Genomic DNA, 16,978 nt, shown 5'->3' with positions numbered 1-16,978 from the left:
TAAGGCCGGTAAAAACCGGCCTTAAAAGTGGAGCGGGAAACGGGATTTGAACCCGCGACTTCAACCTTGGCAAGGTTGCACTCTACCACTGAGTTATTCCCGCAAAGGAAATTTATATATGCCTTGCGGCCTCACTTGATCTGGAGCGGGAAACGGGACTCGAACCCGCGACCTTCAGCTTGGGAAGCTGACACTCTACCAACTGAGTTATTCCCGCAAGATCCTTCCTGCACAAGTTTTTCGGAAGGAATAAAACCTGCGGCTTTTTACGGCCGCAGGCCGGGTGACTCTGGAGCGGGAAACGGGATTTGAACCCGCGACTTCAACCTTGGCAAGGTTGCACTCTACCACTGAGTTATTCCCGCGAGAGATTGGAGGCGGCATCCAGATTTGAACTGGAGAATGGAGGTTTTGCAGACCTCTGCCTTACCGCTTGGCTATGCCGCCTCAGAAAAATCAAAGAACTCGTTTGGAGCGGGAAACGGGATTTGAACCCGCGACTTCAACCTTGGCAAGGTTGCACTCTACCACTGAGTTATTCCCGCTCTTTGTGGAGCAGTTCGCCCCAACGAGGAGAGCCTTATAAGCAAAACCCCTCAAGGTGGTCAAGCGGAAAAATAGAAAAATTTTACAACGAGCCATTTTTGTAGACAAAGTCTAGAACTGGAGCTGTTTTGAAGGCGTAAGAATTTACTGCCAACTAAGAAAATTTATAAGACCCGACCTGAAAAGGTAACAAGTGGTATACTAAAAAGGGGATAGCTGAATTATCAGCTGATTCTTTATCCTTTAAAGAAAGAAAAATTGTAGAAGCCTCTTTACTTTTCAGATGACCTTGTTTTATGGCAGTGACCTTGCAAAGATTACGGGTGTTTTATTCGGGACTTGTACCCCGTAGTCTATCTTCCCCGTCGTGCCGAGGAGGGCTACATGAATCAGAGTGATATTGACTACTTCCGTGGGCTTTTGGCCTCTATGCTTGCAGAAGCACAGGTGAAAGGCGATGCGACATTGGAAGAACTGACAGACAATAACGAGGTTTGTGCCGACCCTGCAGACAGAGCCACTATGGAATCTGATCGTGCGTTTACATTACGTATCCGTGATCGGGAGCGTCGGCTTATCAAAAAAATCCGTCAGGCTCTGGACCGAATCGAAGACGGTTCTTTCGGAGTTTGCGATGAGTGCGGTGAAGACATCGGTGTTCCCCGCCTGAAGGCAAGACCTGTCACAAAGCTTTGCATTAACTGCAAAAGCAGACAGGAAGAAGACGAAAACCTGCGCGGTGACTAACGCAGGATAAACAGCTAAGGGGCTGTATGGACGCCCACTTTATGCGCCGTCTGGCGCTGGAACTTGTTCCGCTGCTTAACGGCGCACGGGTGGAGAAAATTTTCCACCCTGCTGAGAATATAGACACTCTTGTCTTATTTACGGCCGGCGCGAAGCACAATCTTGTGCTTCGCATCGGCCGTTCCTTTCCTTTCCTTTTCACTTCTTCTTTAAAACCGGACAACCCTGCTCAGCCTCCAGCTGGAACTATGCGTTTGCGCAAGTATCTGAGAAACAGACGCATCACTGCTGTTCTGACAGACTGGCCTACCCGCAGAATGGCTCTGGGGTTCGGTTCCGGTGACTATCCGTGGCTGATTCTGGACATGCGGACAGGGCTGGAACTTGTCCGGCATCTTCCTGAAGGCTTTGGTACAGAACCTGTGTGGCCGGATGCGCATGAGTGGCCGCGCCTGCTCGAATCACTATCAGAAGCGGCTCCCTGTGCTGATTTGCCTATGCTTACGCCTGCGTTACGCCGCACGCTTATGCACATGGATATGCCAGATGCTCATGCGCTGATGCTGGATCTTGAGGCTGCTTTTGCGGGTGATATTTTTGTGTACCATGACAGCGACGGCACTCCTGTGACTGTATCCGCATGGCCTCTTGCCACAGAGCAATGCCGCGGGCTTACCGAAATGGTGATGGAATCTGCGTTAAAAGCCGCAAGACTGGTAGGTGAGGCTAAGCTTTATAAAGATATGAGCGATGTTGTCCGCTTAGAAGAACATAAAAAAATCAAAGCAGGAACCAAGCGGATTGATAACGCCCTCAAGCGCCTTGCACAGGAGGAGCAAAGAATGCTGTCGCTGATTGCGCAGCAGCAGGATGCGTTGGCTTTGCAGTCCGTGCTATACCGCTTCGGTCCTGAAGAGCGTTTGAAAAGCGTTGAAGTAAACGTGGATACACAAGAGGCTGACGCAGGAAAAAGTACATGGACCATCCTTTTGGATGGTACTGTTTCAGTTCGTGATAACATGAACGCCATGTTTGCCCGTGCTGCCAAGGGCAAGCGGGGATTGCTTGCTCTGGCCAGCCGGAAAGTGGACCTTCTGGCAGACAGGGGGCGCGTGGAGCAAGGGGCGGAAGCACAGAGTATCCGCAAGGCTCCTGCGCAGACTTTCGTTAAGAAAACTTCGCAAAAGGTGACGCCTAAATCGAGAACCAGCATAGATAATAATCTGGTGTTACGGTTCCAAAGCTCAGACGGCTTTTTGATGATTCGCGGCCGCAACGCTAAAGGAAACGACGTTGTAGTCAGGCAGGCTTCTACTTTTGACTTGTGGTTTCACGCTCAGGATGGTCCCAGTGCGCATCTGGTTATCCGGCTGGATTATCCGGGGCAGGAAATTCCGGAGCAGACTATGCTGGAAGCAGCGGCCCTGACTGCCGTGCGCAGCTGGCAGCGGGATGATGCGACTGTCCGCATTATGTGTGCATGGGTAAAGGACGTCAGAAAAATAAAAGGTGCCAAGGCCGGAGCCGTGCGGGTTGATACTATGGAACGCAGTATGATTGTAGCGCCGGATGAACGGCTTGAAGAAACCTTACGCATTTTGTCTTAATTTAGTTCTTCTTTTATTCCCTTTTTGGGTGAGATGGCTGTACAATTGGCACTGCATAAAATTATGTGGTGCCCGCGTATTCGCGTGGCATTTGCTTCTGTGCACGGGAGATGCTTTATGCTGCTTAAACACTTACGCTCGCTTTTGGTTAAAGATTCCAAACAGCCACAAGCTAATAGTTTTGTCATGGATTCCGGCATGCCTGTATGGGTGGCCCGACAGCCAGTATTTACTGCCGATGCGAAAATATGGGGATACGAGTTGCTCTCCCGTGTCTGTCCGGAGAATATCTGCCGCCCTTCGGCTGATGCTGTTGTGGCAACCTCTTCTGTCATCTTTGACGGCTACGAGATGGTAGCTCCGGCTTTAAAACTACATGAACGAGTGCTTATCAACTATTCTGCTGAAATGCTCCTTGATGACGTGCCGACGATGCTTCCCGCTGATGTCTGTGCGGTTGAAGTGCTGGAAGACGTGTCGCCAAGCCCTGAAATTATACATGCTTTGAGTACGCTAAAAGCAGCAGGGTATTTTATAGCACTTGATGATTATGTCGGTCAGCAATCTGCTCAGCCTTTGCTGCACCTTGCTGACCTTGTGAAAGTAGATGTATTGGGGCGTTCTCCTGAGGAAATAGCCAGAGATGTCAGCCTTATTAAAGAACATGGCTGTACTACTCTGGCAGAAAAAGTAGAAGATCAGGCAATGTTTGAGCTTTGCAAAAAGCTTGGCTTTGACCTGTTCCAAGGGTTCTTTTTTTGCAAGCCGCAACTGTTGGAAAAGCAAAAACTGACATCGTCAGAAAGTATCAAGACCCGGTTGCTGGCCCGTTTGGCGGCCAAAGACTACAATATGACCGACATTGCAGAAATCATTCAGGTAGATGCGGCGCTCACAACCCGTTTGTTACGGCATTTGAATTCAGCTTACTATGCGCTGCCTTCGCGCGTCAGCAGTGTGCAGCAGGCGGCTACCATGCTGGGGCAACGCAAGTTGCATCAATGGCTGTGTGTTGCGCTGTTGTCGGAAATGGATAGCTTTCCGCTTTCGCGGCATGTGGCAATGCTTGCGGCACAACGGGGGAAGTTTCTTGAACTGGTCTGCCGCAGAGGCCGATGCAGCCTTCCTCCGTCAGAGCTCTTCATGCTTGGCCTTTTTTCTTTGCTTGCCGTGTTGTTGTCTGTTCCTGTCAGCGTCATGACTGAAAATCTGCCTTTGGATGCTGACCTGCTAAACGCTTTGCAACGCAGTGACAGCCCGCTTCTGCCGTGGTTGCTTTTTGCAGAAGCTTACGAGCGCGGCAACTGGCAGGTTGTGGCAGCGCTGGCGAAGCAGCTGGGTATAAACGGCGAAGAGTTGAGTGAAAATTATTCAGAGGCTCTGGTCTGGGTAAAAGAAGTATTTGCAGAATAGAATGTAAGACTACAAAAAAGCGCCCGCGGCATTGAGCCGCGGGCGCTTTTATTGTTGCATGAACGGAGAGCCTACAGGCTGTTGCCGACCTTGCGGATCAGACGGACGAGTTGGTTGGTGAAACCAGCCTCGTTGTCGTACCAGATGATCAACTTTGCCATTTTGCCCTCGATAACAGAGGTGCACAGGCCGTCCACAACGCCACCAAAGGTACTGCCCATGTAATCGCAGGAAACCAGAGGTTCTTCTGTGTAGCCCATGTTGCCTTTAAGAGAAGTTTCGGCTGCTTCTTTAAGTGCGGCGTTTACTTCTTCTGCAGAGCCGGGTTTTGCCAGTTCACAGGTCAGGTCAACAAGAGATACGTTAGGCGTGGGAACGCGGATAGCCATACCGTTCAGCTTGCCGGCCAGTTCGGGAATGACAAGTCCCACGGCTTTTGCCGCGCCGGTAGAGGTAGGAATCATGGACACCGCAGCAGCTCTGCCTCGGCGGGGGTCCTTATGGGTTCCGTCCAGAATGCGCTGGCTCATGGTGTAGGAGTGTACGGTGGTCATCAGGCCGTGGCGTACACCGAACTTGTCGTTCAGCACCTTGGCAACGGGTGCCAGACAGTTGGTGGTGCAGGATGCATTGGAAACGACGTCGTGCTTTGCCGCATCGTACAGATGGTCGTTTACACCCATAACCACGGTAAGGTCCGCATCCGCACAGGGAGCGCTGATGATGGTTTTTTTAGCGCCGCATTCCATGTGCATGGCAAGCCCTGCACGGTCTTTGATGGTGCCGGTGCTTTCGATGGCAATGTCTACGCCGTGGTCGGCCCATTTCCATTCATTTTTACCGTAACGGGTAACAATAATCTGCTTGCCGTTGACGGTAAAACCATCGTTGTTGGCTTTTACTTCAGCATTGAAGGTGCCATGACAGGAGTCGTACTTGAAGAGGCGCGCAAGCGATTCGTTATCCGCGCGGGCGTTGACAACAGCGGTATCCAGTTCAGAATCATTTGCCAGAAGGCGGACAAGATAGCGGCCGATACGGCCGAACCCGTTAATGCCAAGCGTAACTGCCATCGTTCGTTCCCTTATACCTTGTTGGAGCAACCCAGAACGTTGCGGATTTTGTGTTGAACCATATTCTTGACGGCTTCGCGGGCGGGCTTCAGGTATGCGCGCGGGTCAAAGTCGGCAGGATTTTCTACAAAATGTTTGCGGATGCAGGCGGTCATTGCCAGACGGATGTCGGTATCAATGTTGATTTTGCAGACACCGAACGTGGCAGATTTGCGCAGCAGGTCTTCGGGCACACCTTGTGCACTGCCGATTTCACCACCGTACTGGTTGGCCATTTTGACAAATTCCTGAGGGACAGAGGAAGCGCCGTGCAGTACCAGCGGGTAATCCGGCAGCTTTTTGGTGATGGTTGCAAGGCGGTCAAAGTCGAGCTTGGCTTCGCCGGTGAACTTATAAGCGCCGTGGCTGGTGCCGATGGCGATGGCAAGCGAATCGCAGCCGGTGCGTTGAACAAAGTCAACAGCCTGATCGGGGTCTGTGTATACAGAGACCTCGGCAGAAACATCTTCTTCCACACCGGCCAGCTGACCGAGTTCGGCTTCTACCCACACGCCTTTGCTGTGAGCGTACTCGACAACGCGTTTGGTCAGGGCGATGTTTTCTTCATAGGGCAGATGAGAGCCGTCAATCATGACAGAGGTGAAACCGCCGTCAATGCAGTCCTTGCAGATTTCAAAGTTTGCACCGTGGTCCAGATGCAGAACAACGGGCAGGTCGGATTCGGCAAGCGCGGCTTCGATAAGTTTAACAATGTAGGTTTGTCCGGCATACTTTCGTGCACCTGCGGAAACCTGCAGAATCAGGGGGGCCTGCTCTTCGGTGGCGGCGTTCATAATACCCTGAATGATTTCCATGTTGTTCACGTTAAAGGCGCCTACGGCGTAACCTTCTTTGTAAGCACGGGCGAACATTTCTCTGGGGCCTGTTAGCGGCATGGTGTCCTCCTCGGTGATGCCGGAGCGGGGTGGTTCCCGCCGGTAGCACATGACGGTTGTGACAAGGAGCGGGTGCTCCGGTTATTGTCAGCCTGCATATCGGATGGCGTGGCCGACACTCCACGAGTCTGCCTCTATCCGTTATACACTAGTTAGGTATATCCCATCCTGTCAATGAAAGCGCGGGCACTTTATACGACAAGTGGCAGAAAATCAAAGGGTCTGCATTTCCGCTCTATGAGCGGATCAGAGAATCCTGCAATGCCGCCAGGGTGTCCGTGTCTGTAAAATCGAACCTCAGCGGGGTAAGTGTGGCGTAGCCGCGGGTCAGTAAATCGCGGTCTGTGCCTTCCGCTACAGTTTCGGGCGGAATGATGCCGTTAAGCCACCAGTATGAGCCGCCTCTGGGGTCTTTTCTATGATCGTACCAGTCTTTCCAGACAGCACGGGTCTGCGGGCAGATTTTCAAGCCTTTGCATTCTGCCATGGGTACGTCAGGCAGGTTCAGGTTCAGCACGCATCGCTCCGGCAGACTTGCCCATGGCATGGACTCAATGATTTCCACGGCATATTTTGCGTGGTCGTCTATTTTTTCAGGTTTGAAGCTGTCGTATGAAACCGCGATGGAAGGGTAGCCCATGTGAGCGGCTTCCGTAGCAGCAGAAACTGTGCCGGAATATAAAATATCCGGCCCTACGTTGGCTCCCGCGTTAATGCCGGAAACTACCAGATCGGGCTTTTTATCCATCAGGGCGTTAAGGCCCAGCTTCATGCAGTCGGTAGGGGTGCCGTGCACGCCTTTGCCCACAAAGCCGTTTTCGGCAAACTCCTTTACGCGCAGCGGCATTGCTATGGTTACGGCGTGTCCGACTGCCGACTGTTCGGTAACGGGGGCAACCACCTGTACGGTGTGGCCTGCCTCTTTCAGTGCTTTGTAAATGGCCCGCAACCCCGGGGCCTGAATGCCGTCATCATTGGTCAGAGCTATAAACATTCTTCGTTCCTTTTATGCTGGCAAGAAAAAAGCTCTTGCTGTTCTCATTGAATAAAGTCCTTTTCCGATACTATGGGCTTGCGTTATGGTCTGCCTCTGCCGTAGACGGAGGCAATCCGCCCTGCTGGCATCATTCAATAAAAATTGATAATGGTCGGAAATCGATAACACATATTTTCGCTTATCAGGAGGTAGCCGGTAAGACCGGCTCCGTTTTGCATACGATGTACATGGAAAAAAGACAATTCATCAAAGATATTGCTGTCAATGGCGACGTGAACGGACTGTTCCTTATTGCTTCCGCTAATCAGATGCAGGCTAAAAACGGCCCGTTTTGGCGTCTGGAAATCTGTGATTCCACCGGAACGCTGAATGCCAAGGTCTGGAGCCCCCTCAGCACTTCGTTCGAGACTCTTTCCGCCGGCGAGGTTGTCCACCTCGAGGGGCGGGCGGGGCTTTTTCGCGACAAGATAGACATCAACGTGGACAGAATGCGTATTCTTGCCCCGTACGAGATGGATGCTCTTGATATGGGGCAGTTTCTTGTTTCCAGCGAACGTGATCCGGAAGAAATGCATGCGGAACTGCTCGCACTGTGTAAGGATGTTTTTACGCATAAACCTTGGCGCAAGTTTGTTACAAGTGTATTGCGTAACGAAGAACTGGCTGAAGCGCTTAAAGCCGCACCGGCGGCAAAAAGCGTTCATCATGCATATCGTGGCGGTTTGCTGGAGCATATTCTCTCTGTTTCGGGTCTGTGCATGCGCATGGCGGACCACTACCCCGAAATAGACCGGCAGATGCTGCTGGCAGGGGCTGTTTTTCACGATTTAGGTAAAGCGTGGGAGCTCAGCGGCGGTCTGGTAAACGATTATACAGACGAAGGCCGCCTGCTCGGACACATACATATCGGGCTGGAGCGGCTTGAGCCGTTTATTGTCAGGTCCGGCCTTGAGCGCGAACTGGCGATTCATTTCAAGCATCTTATACTCAGCCATCATGGAGAATATGAGTTCGGTTCGCCCCGCAGGCCGAAAACACGAGAAGCCATGATGTTGCACTACGCTGATAATCTGGATGCCAAAATGGCTCAGATGAACAGCCTGTTCAAAGGCTTTGAAGAAGGCGAAACAGGATGGACTCCGTTCCAGCCTACCTTGCAACGCTTCCTGTATAACCCTGTGCGCACGCCCGAGGCTGAACCCGCGCAGCGTAAACGTCGCGAAACCCCCAAGGAAGAGCAATGTTCATTACTTTTGAAGGCATAGAAGGGTCAGGCAAAAGCACAGCCATTAAACGTCTGAAGGACTGGCTGCAGGAAAAAGGGCAGGGAGTTACGCTTACCCGTGAACCCGGCGGAAGCCGTCTCGGGCGTACATTGCGTTCGATTCTGCTGGATATCGGTAACAATGACCTGACAGGTGAAACTGAACTTTTCCTGTATCTTGCTGACCGTTCCCAGCATGTGCATCAAGTCATCCGTCCCGCTCTGGATGAAGGCGTAGGGGTAATCAGCGACAGATACGCGGACTCCACCGTTGTATATCAAGGGTATGGTCGCGGGCTTGATCCCAAAATTCTGCATCAGCTCAATGATGTTGCCGTGCGCGGGCTATGGCCCGACCTGACACTCCTTTTTGATCTTGAGCCGGAAATCGGCCTTAAACGTGCCATGACCCGCAATCTTCAGGACGGAACCTGTGCCTCTGAGGGGCGTTTTGAAGCAGAGAGCCTTGCGTTCCATACTCGTGTGCGCGAAGGCTATCTCACATGGGCAGCGATTAACCGCGACCGCTTCAGAATTATTGATGCGGCAGCCACGCCTGATGAAGTTTTCGAGCAGGTGCGTGCTGCTGTTGCGGATGTGTTTTCCATAGCCTGATTTGTATAACCGGACAAAGAGGGACACGCCATGCTTGAAGCCGCCAACAAGCTGGGGATTATTTTTTTTCCCGCATTTGACTGGGCAATAAGCCCGACTCATCCTGAACGCGAAGAGCGCCTTCTGTATACACAGGACCAGCTGCGTGAAGAGGGTTTGTTCGATATTCCCGGTATTACGGAATATAAGCCTCTGGTGGCAAGCCGCGAAGATGTGGAGCGAGTGCATTTTTGTATTCCCGACATAGAGCGGGTGTGTACCAAGTCGCATCTTGTTTCTGCCGGCGGAGCCATTCAGGCGGCTAAACTGGTGATGGAAGGTAAAGAAGACAAGGCATTTGCGCTGGTGCGCCCTCCCGGTCATCATGCCATGAAGGTTGTTCACGGCAACAGAGGCTTTTGTAATGTAAACATTGAAGCCCTGATGATTGAATATATCCGCGAGCACTACGGCCCCAAGCGTGTGGCAATCATTGATACCGATTGCCATCACGGCGACGGAACGCAGGATATATACTGGAACGACCCTGATACGCTTTTCATTTCCATGCATCAGGACGGCAGGACTCTGTACCCCGGTACCGGCTTTCCCGCAGAGCTTGGCGGTGTGAACGCGCTGGGAAAAACGCTTAATATTCCGTTGCCGCCACAGACGTCCGACAGAGGGTTTTTGCATGTGATTGATCATCTGGTGTTGCCGGTGCTTGAGGATTTCAAGCCCGACCTGATTATCAATTCTGCCGGACAAGATAACCACTTCTCTGACCCCATCACGGACATGCGCTTTTCCGCGCAGGGGTATGCCGCGCTCAATACTAAACTGAATCCGCATATTGCCGTGCTGGAAGGCGGTTACGCCATTCAGGGCGCATTGCCGTATGTCAATTTGGGGGTCGCCCTTGCGATGGCCGGAGTTGATTACAGTTCTGTGCGCGAGCCGAATTATGACCCCAAAGCGTTGGAGCAGTCTCCGCGCATTACTGAATATATTGAAAAACTGACCGACGAAATGCTGAAGCTGTATTTCAACCCGCCGGATAAACCCAAACAGGGTGAGCGTTCCGGTGAATGGTGGGTTCGTACGAAAGATATTTACTACGATACGGATGGCATCAACGAAAGTCAGGTGGAGTCCGTGCACATATGCCCAGACTGCGCCGGTGTGCTGAAAATCGAAACATGGTCCACAGCCAACCCCCTCAGCCTTGGTGTAGAGGTGCCGCAGCGGGCCTGCGACCGCTGCAGAGGCCTTGGGCTGCGTACTGTGGAAGAAGCACACGTCAAAGGCAATTACCGCTATATCCAGTTCATTAACCGCAAAGATAAGCAGTACATACAATATGGTTTTTAATCGTTCCGGCAAGGCGGCCACTCTGCCTGCCGACATCTCTGCAAAGCATCGTGCATTTCGGTGCGATGTTTTTAGTCTGGAAACATTTTGCTCCCGTTGCCGCCTGAGTGAATGCTTGGGCGGCGTATCTGCATCTCTGGCCCTGGGCTTGATGCTATGCCTTGCTCCCGCGGCAGGGCATGCTGCGAAAGCCGCTGCAAGCACCGCCCCGGCTGGAGTAGAGCAGCCTGAAAGCAACTCTGCTGTCGTAACCAAGCTTGAGGCCATGCATAAGGGTGCACGCTGGGAAGCCATTCTTAAAGAAACCGGCGGGGTCAAACCCTCACTTACGCTGCCTTCATCTGGCCCCGAAATTGTCAGGTACAGGGCAGAAGCCTTGATGGCACTCGGGCGGGAAGGTGAAGCCCTTACTCTTATTGGACGCGGGTTGGCTATTGACCCTGAAAATGCCCGCCTGCTTACTTTGCGCGGAGATGCACAGCTGGCTCTCGGCTATCCGCAACGTGCGGCGGACGACTACATTGCCGCCTTGAAGTCTGATGAAAAAGAATGGCGCGCAGTTCATGGAATGGCTTTGCTGGCCCGTACGGCGGGTGATTTGCCGGCTACGCTTGAATGGTACGACAAGCTGATTCTTATGCAGCCTGACAACGCCATGTTACGCATGGAACGCGCCTTGATGGAGCATGAAGCCGGTCTGGTTGCCCGTGCGCAGCGAGACATGGAAGTGGTAACAATGCTTGCGCCCGATAACCCTGATGTATGGAACAATCGCGGCATGATGTACCTTGCACAGGGCGAAGCCGTTAAAGCCATGCAGGACTTTGATAAGGCGCTTGATTTACAGCCCGATCATGCTGGAGCGCTACTTAATCGCGGCAATCTTTGGCGCGAACGGATGGATTTGCAGCATTCGCTTACGGACTTGAGTAAGGGGGTAAAGCTGCACCCGCGGCATGTGAAGATGCGCGTGGCACGTATGTACACGAATATGGCTCTGGGAAGGTATGCGGACGCCAAGGCTGATCTGGAAGCTGCATACGACCTGAACAGTCTGGACGTGTATCTGCTGAATGAGTTCTCATGGTTTCTGGCTACTGTGCCGGAAGACTCATTGCGAGACGGAGCCCGCGCTGTACGCTATGTCAGAGAGGCATTGGACTTAAGTCCTGTTCCGGTGGCATCGTATTTTGATACGCTGGGGGCTGCCTATGCGGAAACCGGTGATTTTAAAATGGCAGTGGAAGCACAGGAACGGGCTTTGCTGATGGCCATGGACCGGGGCTATCCGGAAACAATTTTAAATGAATGGCGCGGGCGACTGGACTTATACCGCCAGAAGCTGCCATACAGAAGTGGTAACTAAGGAGTTTGAAATGAAGGAAGAATTTGCTGTTGCTCCTAAAGCCGATACTCCTGCAGAAAGATGGTGGGCCATGCGTCTTGGTGAAGCGGCCGAAAGTCTGCAGGCAAATAATTTTGATGTTTTTGTTGCTGCGGACTGCCGCGAAGCAGGCCGGATATTTTTGCAGGAAATTCTGCCTGCAACCGGTGCGAAGACGATTTCATTCGGCGGTTCCATGACTCTGGCTGCCACTGGTGTGGTGGAGGCTGTGCGCGAAGATGCGTCGCTGGATGTGATCGATACCTTTGATAAGTCTGTCGGTGCGGAAGAGGCTCTTGAGCGCCGTCGGCAGGCTTTGCTCAGTGATGTGTTTCTTGCCGGAACCAATGCGCTGACCGAGTGCGGCAAGCTGGTCAACCTTGATATGATCGGCAACCGTGTGGGCGCCATCAACTTTGGGCCGAAGCATGTTGTGCTGTTTATCGGGCGTAACAAGCTGGTTGAAGATGTTGCTGCTGCAATGGACAGAATTAAAAACTATGCTTCGCCAACCAATACCATGCGTCTTGATAAAAAAACGCCGTGTAAGATGACGTCTCACTGTACTGATTGCAGCAGTCCCGACAGAATCTGCAATGTCTGGACGATAACCGAAAAGTCTTTTCCGAAAGGACGCATTCGGGTGGTGCTCATCAACGAAGACTGCGGCTTGTAGGGCGGCAGAATAATAGTGCACTAATGTAGATAACAGGCCGTTACCGCAGATGCGGGGCGGCCTTTTTTTCTAACTTCCAGCAATTGTTTTGGTCAGATGACCGTCAGGTACGGAGCCTGTCTGCTCCGTTTCGGGTGCTGAGCTGTTCAGATGGTTTACATCTGCTTGGTGTGTTTTTTCCGGCGGGGTGCGGCTGCCGGTGCGTGATTTCGGGATTAACTGCCGGAAAGGGCGGTAACGTACGGAAGGAGGATGCATGTTTCTGAATGAGCATATGAGCAAGCTGCTTTTTGCCGAAGCCGGGCTGGACACCCCTGCAGGGGATTACATCACACCTGATGCGCTGCAAGTGTATACGCCTTCGGTTGCTGCCCCGTGGTATCTGAAGGCACAGGTGCTCACAGGCGGTCGCGGAAAAGCGGGCGGTATCCGCAGGGCAGATACGCCGGAAGAACTGCAGGAAGTGGCAAAGCAGATTTTTGCCATGACCATAAAAGGGCATAACGTGCCTTTTTTACGTGTTGAGTCTGCCACTGACATACGCAAGGAATGCTACCTCTCGTTTGTGCTTTCCCGTGAACGGCGCGATATGCTGCTGACCACAAGCCGTGCTGGCGGAATCCATGTGGAATCCTCGTCTGAACAGGAAAAACCGCTGGTACAGCGGGTGCCGCTGGATAGCGGCCTGCGCGATCATCATCTTCGTGCTGCTTTTTTTGAACTGGGAGTGGAAAAAGAGCACTGGGCCGGATTCAAAGCGCTGGCAGAAAAGTTGTATAAGGCTGTGCGCGAATATGGCCTGCTGATGGCGGAAATCAATCCGTTGGTACTTACCGGAGACGGTAAGTGGGTGGCGCTGGACGGCAAGGTGGAGCTGGATGACACCGTGGTTGATCTGCGGACAGATTTTGAGCGTTTTTATACGCCGGAGCACCATTCCCGGGAAGAGGTTCTGGCGCGCGAAGCAGGCCTCAGCTATGTCGAATTGAAGGGCTGGGTAGGCATTCTGGTGAATGGTGCGGGGCTTGCCATGGCGACAATGGATTTATTGAATTTTTCCGGCTTGTCCGCCGCAAACTTTATGGACCTTGGCGGCGCGGCAGATGCGAAACGTATGCGCAGAGCACTGGACCTGCTTTTTGAGAATAAAGGCGTTCGTGCTGTGTTCATCAACCTGTTCGGCGGGATTGTTTCATGCGCTGATGTTGCCCGTGCTCTCATGGAAGCCTTGGGCGAAGGTGATGCTCCGAAGCCTATTGTAGTACGTATGGCTGGCCATGAGTCCGAAGAAGGCCGCGCGTTACTGCATGATTTTGCACATCCGTCCATTACCATTGCTCAGGAAATGAGCGAAGCTCTGGACGCGCTTCGCACTATCCAGCCTGTCGATGTGCCGCATATTGAATTTTCTTTGCCGGATGAGCCTGAGGCAGCGCCGCGTCCTGTTGTGCAAGAGAGCGCCTGCGGTCCTGAAAAGAAACCTGCAATCGGCTTGAATGCCGGTTCCGGCGTGCTGGTGCAGGGGCTGACAGGAAAGGTTGCTCAGCGTCATGCCAAGCTGATGATGGAATACGGAACAAAAGTGGTTGCAGGCGTGACCCCTTTCAAAGGCGGGCAGGAAGTGCTCGGCATTCCTGTATACGACTCTGTGCATGAGGCATGCAGACATCATAACATTGATGCATCCATCATATTTGTTCCTGCCGCATTTGCGCCTGACGCCGTACTGGAAGCCGCAGCGGAAGAAATTCCCTGGGTTGTCTGCATTACCGAAGGCATTCCGCAAGCTGCCATGCTGTCTGCTTTAAAAAATGTGGCACCTTCTCCGACCATGGTGGTAGGGCCGAACACACCGGGTATTGTGGTGCCGGAGCAGATGAAAATCGGCATTATGCCGGGATATGTTTTCAGTTCCGGGCCTGTGGCGATCTTTTCCCGCTCCGGCACACTGACGTACGAGGCTGCATCGCGCCTTACCAATGCCGGTATCGGTCAGTCCGTGTGTGTGGGGGTAGGTGGTGATTCTTTTGTAGGAACCAGCTTTGTCGATCTGTGCGAACGCGTACGTTACGATGATGCAACCAAGGCTGTGCTTGTTCTGGGAGAAGTCGGCGGCAGGGCAGAGGAAGAGCTGGCCGCTTATGTGACTCAAACTAGATTTCCTAAGCCTGTGGTGTCGTTCGTGGCAGCGCGTACGGCTCCTCCCGGGCGCAGGCTTGGACATGCCGGAGCTATTCTGGATGAGAAAAGCGGTGGCGTGGAAGGAAAGCTGCAAGCTATGCGCGAGGCAGGCTTTACTATTTGTCCCGACCTTGCCAGCTTGCCGCAGATTATGAAGCGGGTGCTAGGCGCCATATAAAATCGTTTGTGCGACTCTGGTTATCTTTGACGACGCCTTCATATAAGGGGGCGTCGTTTTTTTGTTGGACTGTACAAAAGGGGATCGCTTGTTTCTCCGCACTGGGCCTGCTCAATAATTCGATGGTAAATCTGCTACATGCAGGTATTGTACAGTGGGCGCTCTGGCTGTATGGTATTGGGTGGAAGGTGTGTGACAGGCCGTCTGAGACGGCTGCATCGACTGCGCTGTTTCTGCGCTATCAGAACTGTATTTTTGGGGCTGCTGCAAAGCCGTTACGTAATGGACGGTTATGTCTGGGGGCGATATCGCTTTGCCGGACGATTTCTGTGTTGAGGAGCAAATTATGAATTTGACAGAAGCGTTGCTGCATGCGCTGAAAGAGCGCGGTGCAAAAGAGGTGTACGGCATTCCAGGCGACTTTGCGTTGCCTTATTTCAAAATTATTGAATCCTCAGGTATTCTTCCCTTGGTTACACTAAGCCATGAGCCTGCGGTCGGTTTTGCCGCGGATGCCTCTGCCCGTTTCAGAGGCGGTCTGGGCGTGGCAGCCGTTACGTACGGTGCAGGGGCTTTGAATATGGTAAACGCCATTGCACAGGCTTATGCGGAAAAATCTCCTGTAGTGGTCATTTCCGGTGCTCCCGGTACGCAGGAAGGCGGACGCGGACTGCTGTTGCACCATCAGGCAAAACACCTTGATTCGCAGTATCGTATGTTCAAGGAAGTGACCTGTGATCAGGCCGTACTTGATGATCCTGCAACTGCGCATGAAACCATCGCCCGCGTGCTGCAAAGCTGTATAGAACATTCGCGCCCTGTCTATCTGGAAATTCCGCGCGATCTGCCTGCAGCACCCTGTGCGCCGGTTCCTCCTTACTCTTCTACACCTGTGGATGTGGATGCTGTTACTGCCTGTGCACAAGATGTGCTTGGCAGGTTGCAGGCCGCTGCGCTGCCTATGATGATGGTAGGTGTTGAAGTGCGCCGCTACGGCATTGAAGATAAAGTTGCCACGTTGGCCGAACGCCTTGGCGTACCTGTTGTAACCAGCTTTATGGGCCGCGGACTGCTTGCCGGTGCCAGCTGTCTTGAGGGTACGTACCTTGGCATTGCCGGAGATGAAGCCCTCAGCGAAGCGGTGGAATCTTCCGACGGACTGCTGCTTCTGGGGGTAATTATGTCAGACACCAACTTTGGTGTTTCCGGCAGCCAGCTTGACCGTCGCCGCGTTATGCACGTGGAAGACCGGCAGGTACGGGTAGGCTTTCATGTTTACCACGACATCCCGCTGGATGCTCTGGTTGATCGTCTGCTGGAACTTTTGGCAGAAGAACAGGGCGATGACATGATCCCTCTTCCTGAGGATGTGGAGAACGCTTTGCAAAGCGCCAGCTTTGCGGCTAATCCCCGCGGTTTTATGGCTGATGCTGCTGATATCACTCCCACAGATATTGCCGCGTTGCTGAACGATTTTTTTGCGCAAAAGGGTGTTATGCCCGTAGCGAGTGATATGGGCGACTGCCTGTTTACCATGCTCAGCGTTGACGCCGTTCCAATGGTTGCACCGGGGTACTACGCCAGCATGGGATTTGGCGTTCCTGCCGGTATGGGGCTGCAGATTACCACCGGTGAACGTTCCATCATTCTGGTTGGTGACGGGGCGTTTCAGATGACCGGTCTTGAGCTTGGCAACTGCCCGCGCCTTGGCATCGACCCCATTGTGCTTGTGCTTAACAATGCTTCATGGGAGATGCTGCATGTATTCCAGCCGGAAACACAGTACAATAATCTGGGCGAGTGGAACTTTGCCGCTATGGCTGATGCACTTGGCGGACGGGGCTACAAGGTTGAAACCAGAGCGGAACTGGCCCGTGCGCTGACTAATGCCTACGAAGAACGTGGCAGGTTCCAGCTGATTGATGCACGTCTGACCCCGCACAGCCTGTCTCCTACGCTGGCGCGCTTTGTCGAAGGTGTACGTCGCTTCAGCTCAAACAATTAACAGTAGA

General features: G+C 52.8%; 13 protein-coding genes and 5 tRNA genes. 10 read left to right on the top strand and 8 right to left on the bottom strand.

From position 1 onward, the window contains the following. Positions 1-28 precede the first annotated feature (28 nt). From ACK5LI_RS03520 to ACK5LI_RS03500, 5 genes are all read right to left on the bottom strand, one after another. Positions 29-103, bottom strand: a tRNA-Gly gene (locus tag ACK5LI_RS03520). A 38-nt stretch (positions 104-141) separates the two neighbouring features. Beyond that, positions 142-217 (bottom strand) — tRNA-Gly (locus ACK5LI_RS03515). A gap of 73 nt (positions 218-290) precedes the next feature. Further along, positions 291-365, bottom strand: a tRNA-Gly gene (locus ACK5LI_RS03510). Between the two features lie 7 nt (positions 366-372). Further along, positions 373-447, bottom strand: a tRNA-Cys gene (locus tag ACK5LI_RS03505). Positions 448-470: 23 nt separating this feature from the next. Continuing rightward, positions 471-545 (bottom strand) — tRNA-Gly (locus tag ACK5LI_RS03500). A 385-nt stretch (positions 546-930) separates the two neighbouring features. Between ACK5LI_RS03500 and dksA the strand changes: the two genes are divergently transcribed. The 3 genes from dksA (at position 931) to ACK5LI_RS03485 (ending at position 4,313) form a co-directional block, all read left to right on the top strand. Further along, positions 931-1,293, top strand: coding sequence for an RNA polymerase-binding protein DksA (dksA, locus tag ACK5LI_RS03495; protein WP_416946275.1), 363 nt, complete (start codon positions 931-933; stop codon positions 1,291-1,293). Positions 1,294-1,319: 26 nt separating this feature from the next. Further along, complete coding sequence (locus ACK5LI_RS03490; RefSeq protein WP_416946273.1) at positions 1,320-2,900, top strand: NFACT RNA binding domain-containing protein; 1,581 nt, start codon at positions 1,320-1,322, stop codon at positions 2,898-2,900. A gap of 117 nt (positions 2,901-3,017) precedes the next feature. Next, positions 3,018-4,313 carry an EAL and HDOD domain-containing protein gene (locus ACK5LI_RS03485; RefSeq protein WP_416946271.1) on the top strand — a complete coding sequence of 432 codons (1,296 nt, stop codon included), beginning with the start codon at positions 3,018-3,020 and terminating at the stop codon, positions 4,311-4,313. A 71-nt stretch (positions 4,314-4,384) separates the two neighbouring features. Here the strand turns inward: ACK5LI_RS03485 and gap are convergent, their stop codons facing one another. From gap to surE, 3 genes are all read right to left on the bottom strand, one after another. Further along, on the bottom strand, positions 4,385-5,386 hold the full coding sequence (gene gap, locus ACK5LI_RS03480) for a type I glyceraldehyde-3-phosphate dehydrogenase (RefSeq protein ID WP_416946269.1): 1,002 nt from the start codon (positions 5,384-5,386) through the stop codon (positions 4,385-4,387). An 11-nt stretch (positions 5,387-5,397) separates the two neighbouring features. After that, a complete protein-coding gene (fba, locus tag ACK5LI_RS03475) occupies positions 5,398-6,321 on the bottom strand; it encodes a class II fructose-1,6-bisphosphate aldolase (protein WP_416946267.1) in 924 nt (307 codons plus the stop codon). A gap of 235 nt (positions 6,322-6,556) precedes the next feature. After that, positions 6,557-7,315, bottom strand: a complete 759-nt coding sequence (gene surE, locus ACK5LI_RS03470; protein WP_416946265.1) for a 5'/3'-nucleotidase SurE — start codon at positions 7,313-7,315, stop codon at positions 6,557-6,559. A gap of 230 nt (positions 7,316-7,545) precedes the next feature. On the opposite strand from surE, the gene ACK5LI_RS03465 reads away from it, so the two are divergent. The 7 genes from ACK5LI_RS03465 (at position 7,546) to ipdC (ending at position 16,971) form a co-directional block, all read left to right on the top strand. Beyond that, complete coding sequence (locus ACK5LI_RS03465) at positions 7,546-8,583, top strand: 3'-5' exoribonuclease YhaM family protein (RefSeq protein ID WP_416946263.1); 1,038 nt, start codon at positions 7,546-7,548, stop codon at positions 8,581-8,583. Next, positions 8,559-9,197: a dTMP kinase gene (gene tmk, locus ACK5LI_RS03460; protein ID WP_416946261.1), complete on the top strand. Its 639-nt coding sequence runs from the start codon at positions 8,559-8,561 to the stop codon at positions 9,195-9,197. The genes ACK5LI_RS03465 and tmk overlap by 25 nt, the downstream gene beginning before the upstream one ends. A gap of 30 nt (positions 9,198-9,227) precedes the next feature. After that, complete coding sequence (locus ACK5LI_RS03455; protein WP_416946259.1) at positions 9,228-10,547, top strand: histone deacetylase; 1,320 nt, start codon at positions 9,228-9,230, stop codon at positions 10,545-10,547. Continuing rightward, complete coding sequence (locus tag ACK5LI_RS03450; RefSeq protein WP_416946257.1) at positions 10,537-11,913, top strand: tetratricopeptide repeat protein; 1,377 nt, start codon at positions 10,537-10,539, stop codon at positions 11,911-11,913. The genes ACK5LI_RS03455 and ACK5LI_RS03450 overlap by 11 nt, the downstream gene beginning before the upstream one ends. 10 nt (positions 11,914-11,923) lie before the next feature. Continuing rightward, positions 11,924-12,607 carry a lactate utilization protein gene (locus ACK5LI_RS03445; protein WP_416946255.1) on the top strand — a complete coding sequence of 228 codons (684 nt, stop codon included), beginning with the start codon at positions 11,924-11,926 and terminating at the stop codon, positions 12,605-12,607. Between the two features lie 256 nt (positions 12,608-12,863). Next, positions 12,864-14,966 carry a succinate--CoA ligase subunit alpha gene (gene sucD / locus ACK5LI_RS03440; RefSeq protein WP_416946253.1) on the top strand — a complete coding sequence of 701 codons (2,103 nt, stop codon included), beginning with the start codon at positions 12,864-12,866 and terminating at the stop codon, positions 14,964-14,966. A 346-nt stretch (positions 14,967-15,312) separates the two neighbouring features. Further along, positions 15,313-16,971, top strand: coding sequence for an indolepyruvate/phenylpyruvate decarboxylase (gene ipdC, locus ACK5LI_RS03435; protein WP_416946251.1), 1,659 nt, complete (start codon positions 15,313-15,315; stop codon positions 16,969-16,971). Positions 16,972-16,978 lie beyond the last annotated feature (7 nt).

Origin of the sequence: Oleidesulfovibrio sp., from assembly GCF_047973035.1 — a bacterium.
Taxonomy (GTDB): Bacteria; Desulfobacterota; Desulfovibrionia; order Desulfovibrionales; family Desulfovibrionaceae; genus Oleidesulfovibrio.
The sequence above is the reverse complement of the archived record's forward strand: the minus strand, read 5'-3'. Positions and strand labels throughout refer to the sequence as shown.

Bases quoted from the DNA above. Each gene is read 5' to 3' on its own strand.
- dksA (WP_416946275.1), top strand. From the start codon at position 931: ATGAATCAGAGTGATATTGACTACTTCCGTGGGCTTTTGGCCTCTATG.
- ACK5LI_RS03490 (WP_416946273.1), top strand. From the start codon at position 1,320: ATGGACGCCCACTTTATGCGCCGTCTGGCGCTGGAACTTGTTCCGCTG.
- ACK5LI_RS03485 (WP_416946271.1), top strand. From the start codon at position 3,018: ATGCTGCTTAAACACTTACGCTCGCTTTTGGTTAAAGATTCCAAACAG.
- gap (WP_416946269.1), bottom strand. From the start codon at position 5,386: ATGGCAGTTACGCTTGGCATTAACGGGTTCGGCCGTATCGGCCGCTAT.
- fba (WP_416946267.1), bottom strand. From the start codon at position 6,321: ATGCCGCTAACAGGCCCCAGAGAAATGTTCGCCCGTGCTTACAAAGAA.
- surE (WP_416946265.1), bottom strand. From the start codon at position 7,315: ATGTTTATAGCTCTGACCAATGATGACGGCATTCAGGCCCCGGGGTTG.
- ACK5LI_RS03465 (WP_416946263.1), top strand. From the start codon at position 7,546: ATGGAAAAAAGACAATTCATCAAAGATATTGCTGTCAATGGCGACGTG.
- tmk (WP_416946261.1), top strand. From the start codon at position 8,559: ATGTTCATTACTTTTGAAGGCATAGAAGGGTCAGGCAAAAGCACAGCC.
- ACK5LI_RS03455 (WP_416946259.1), top strand. From the start codon at position 9,228: ATGCTTGAAGCCGCCAACAAGCTGGGGATTATTTTTTTTCCCGCATTT.
- ACK5LI_RS03450 (WP_416946257.1), top strand. From the start codon at position 10,537: ATGGTTTTTAATCGTTCCGGCAAGGCGGCCACTCTGCCTGCCGACATC.
- ACK5LI_RS03445 (WP_416946255.1), top strand. From the start codon at position 11,924: ATGAAGGAAGAATTTGCTGTTGCTCCTAAAGCCGATACTCCTGCAGAA.
- sucD (WP_416946253.1), top strand. From the start codon at position 12,864: ATGTTTCTGAATGAGCATATGAGCAAGCTGCTTTTTGCCGAAGCCGGG.
- ipdC (WP_416946251.1), top strand. From the start codon at position 15,313: ATGAATTTGACAGAAGCGTTGCTGCATGCGCTGAAAGAGCGCGGTGCA.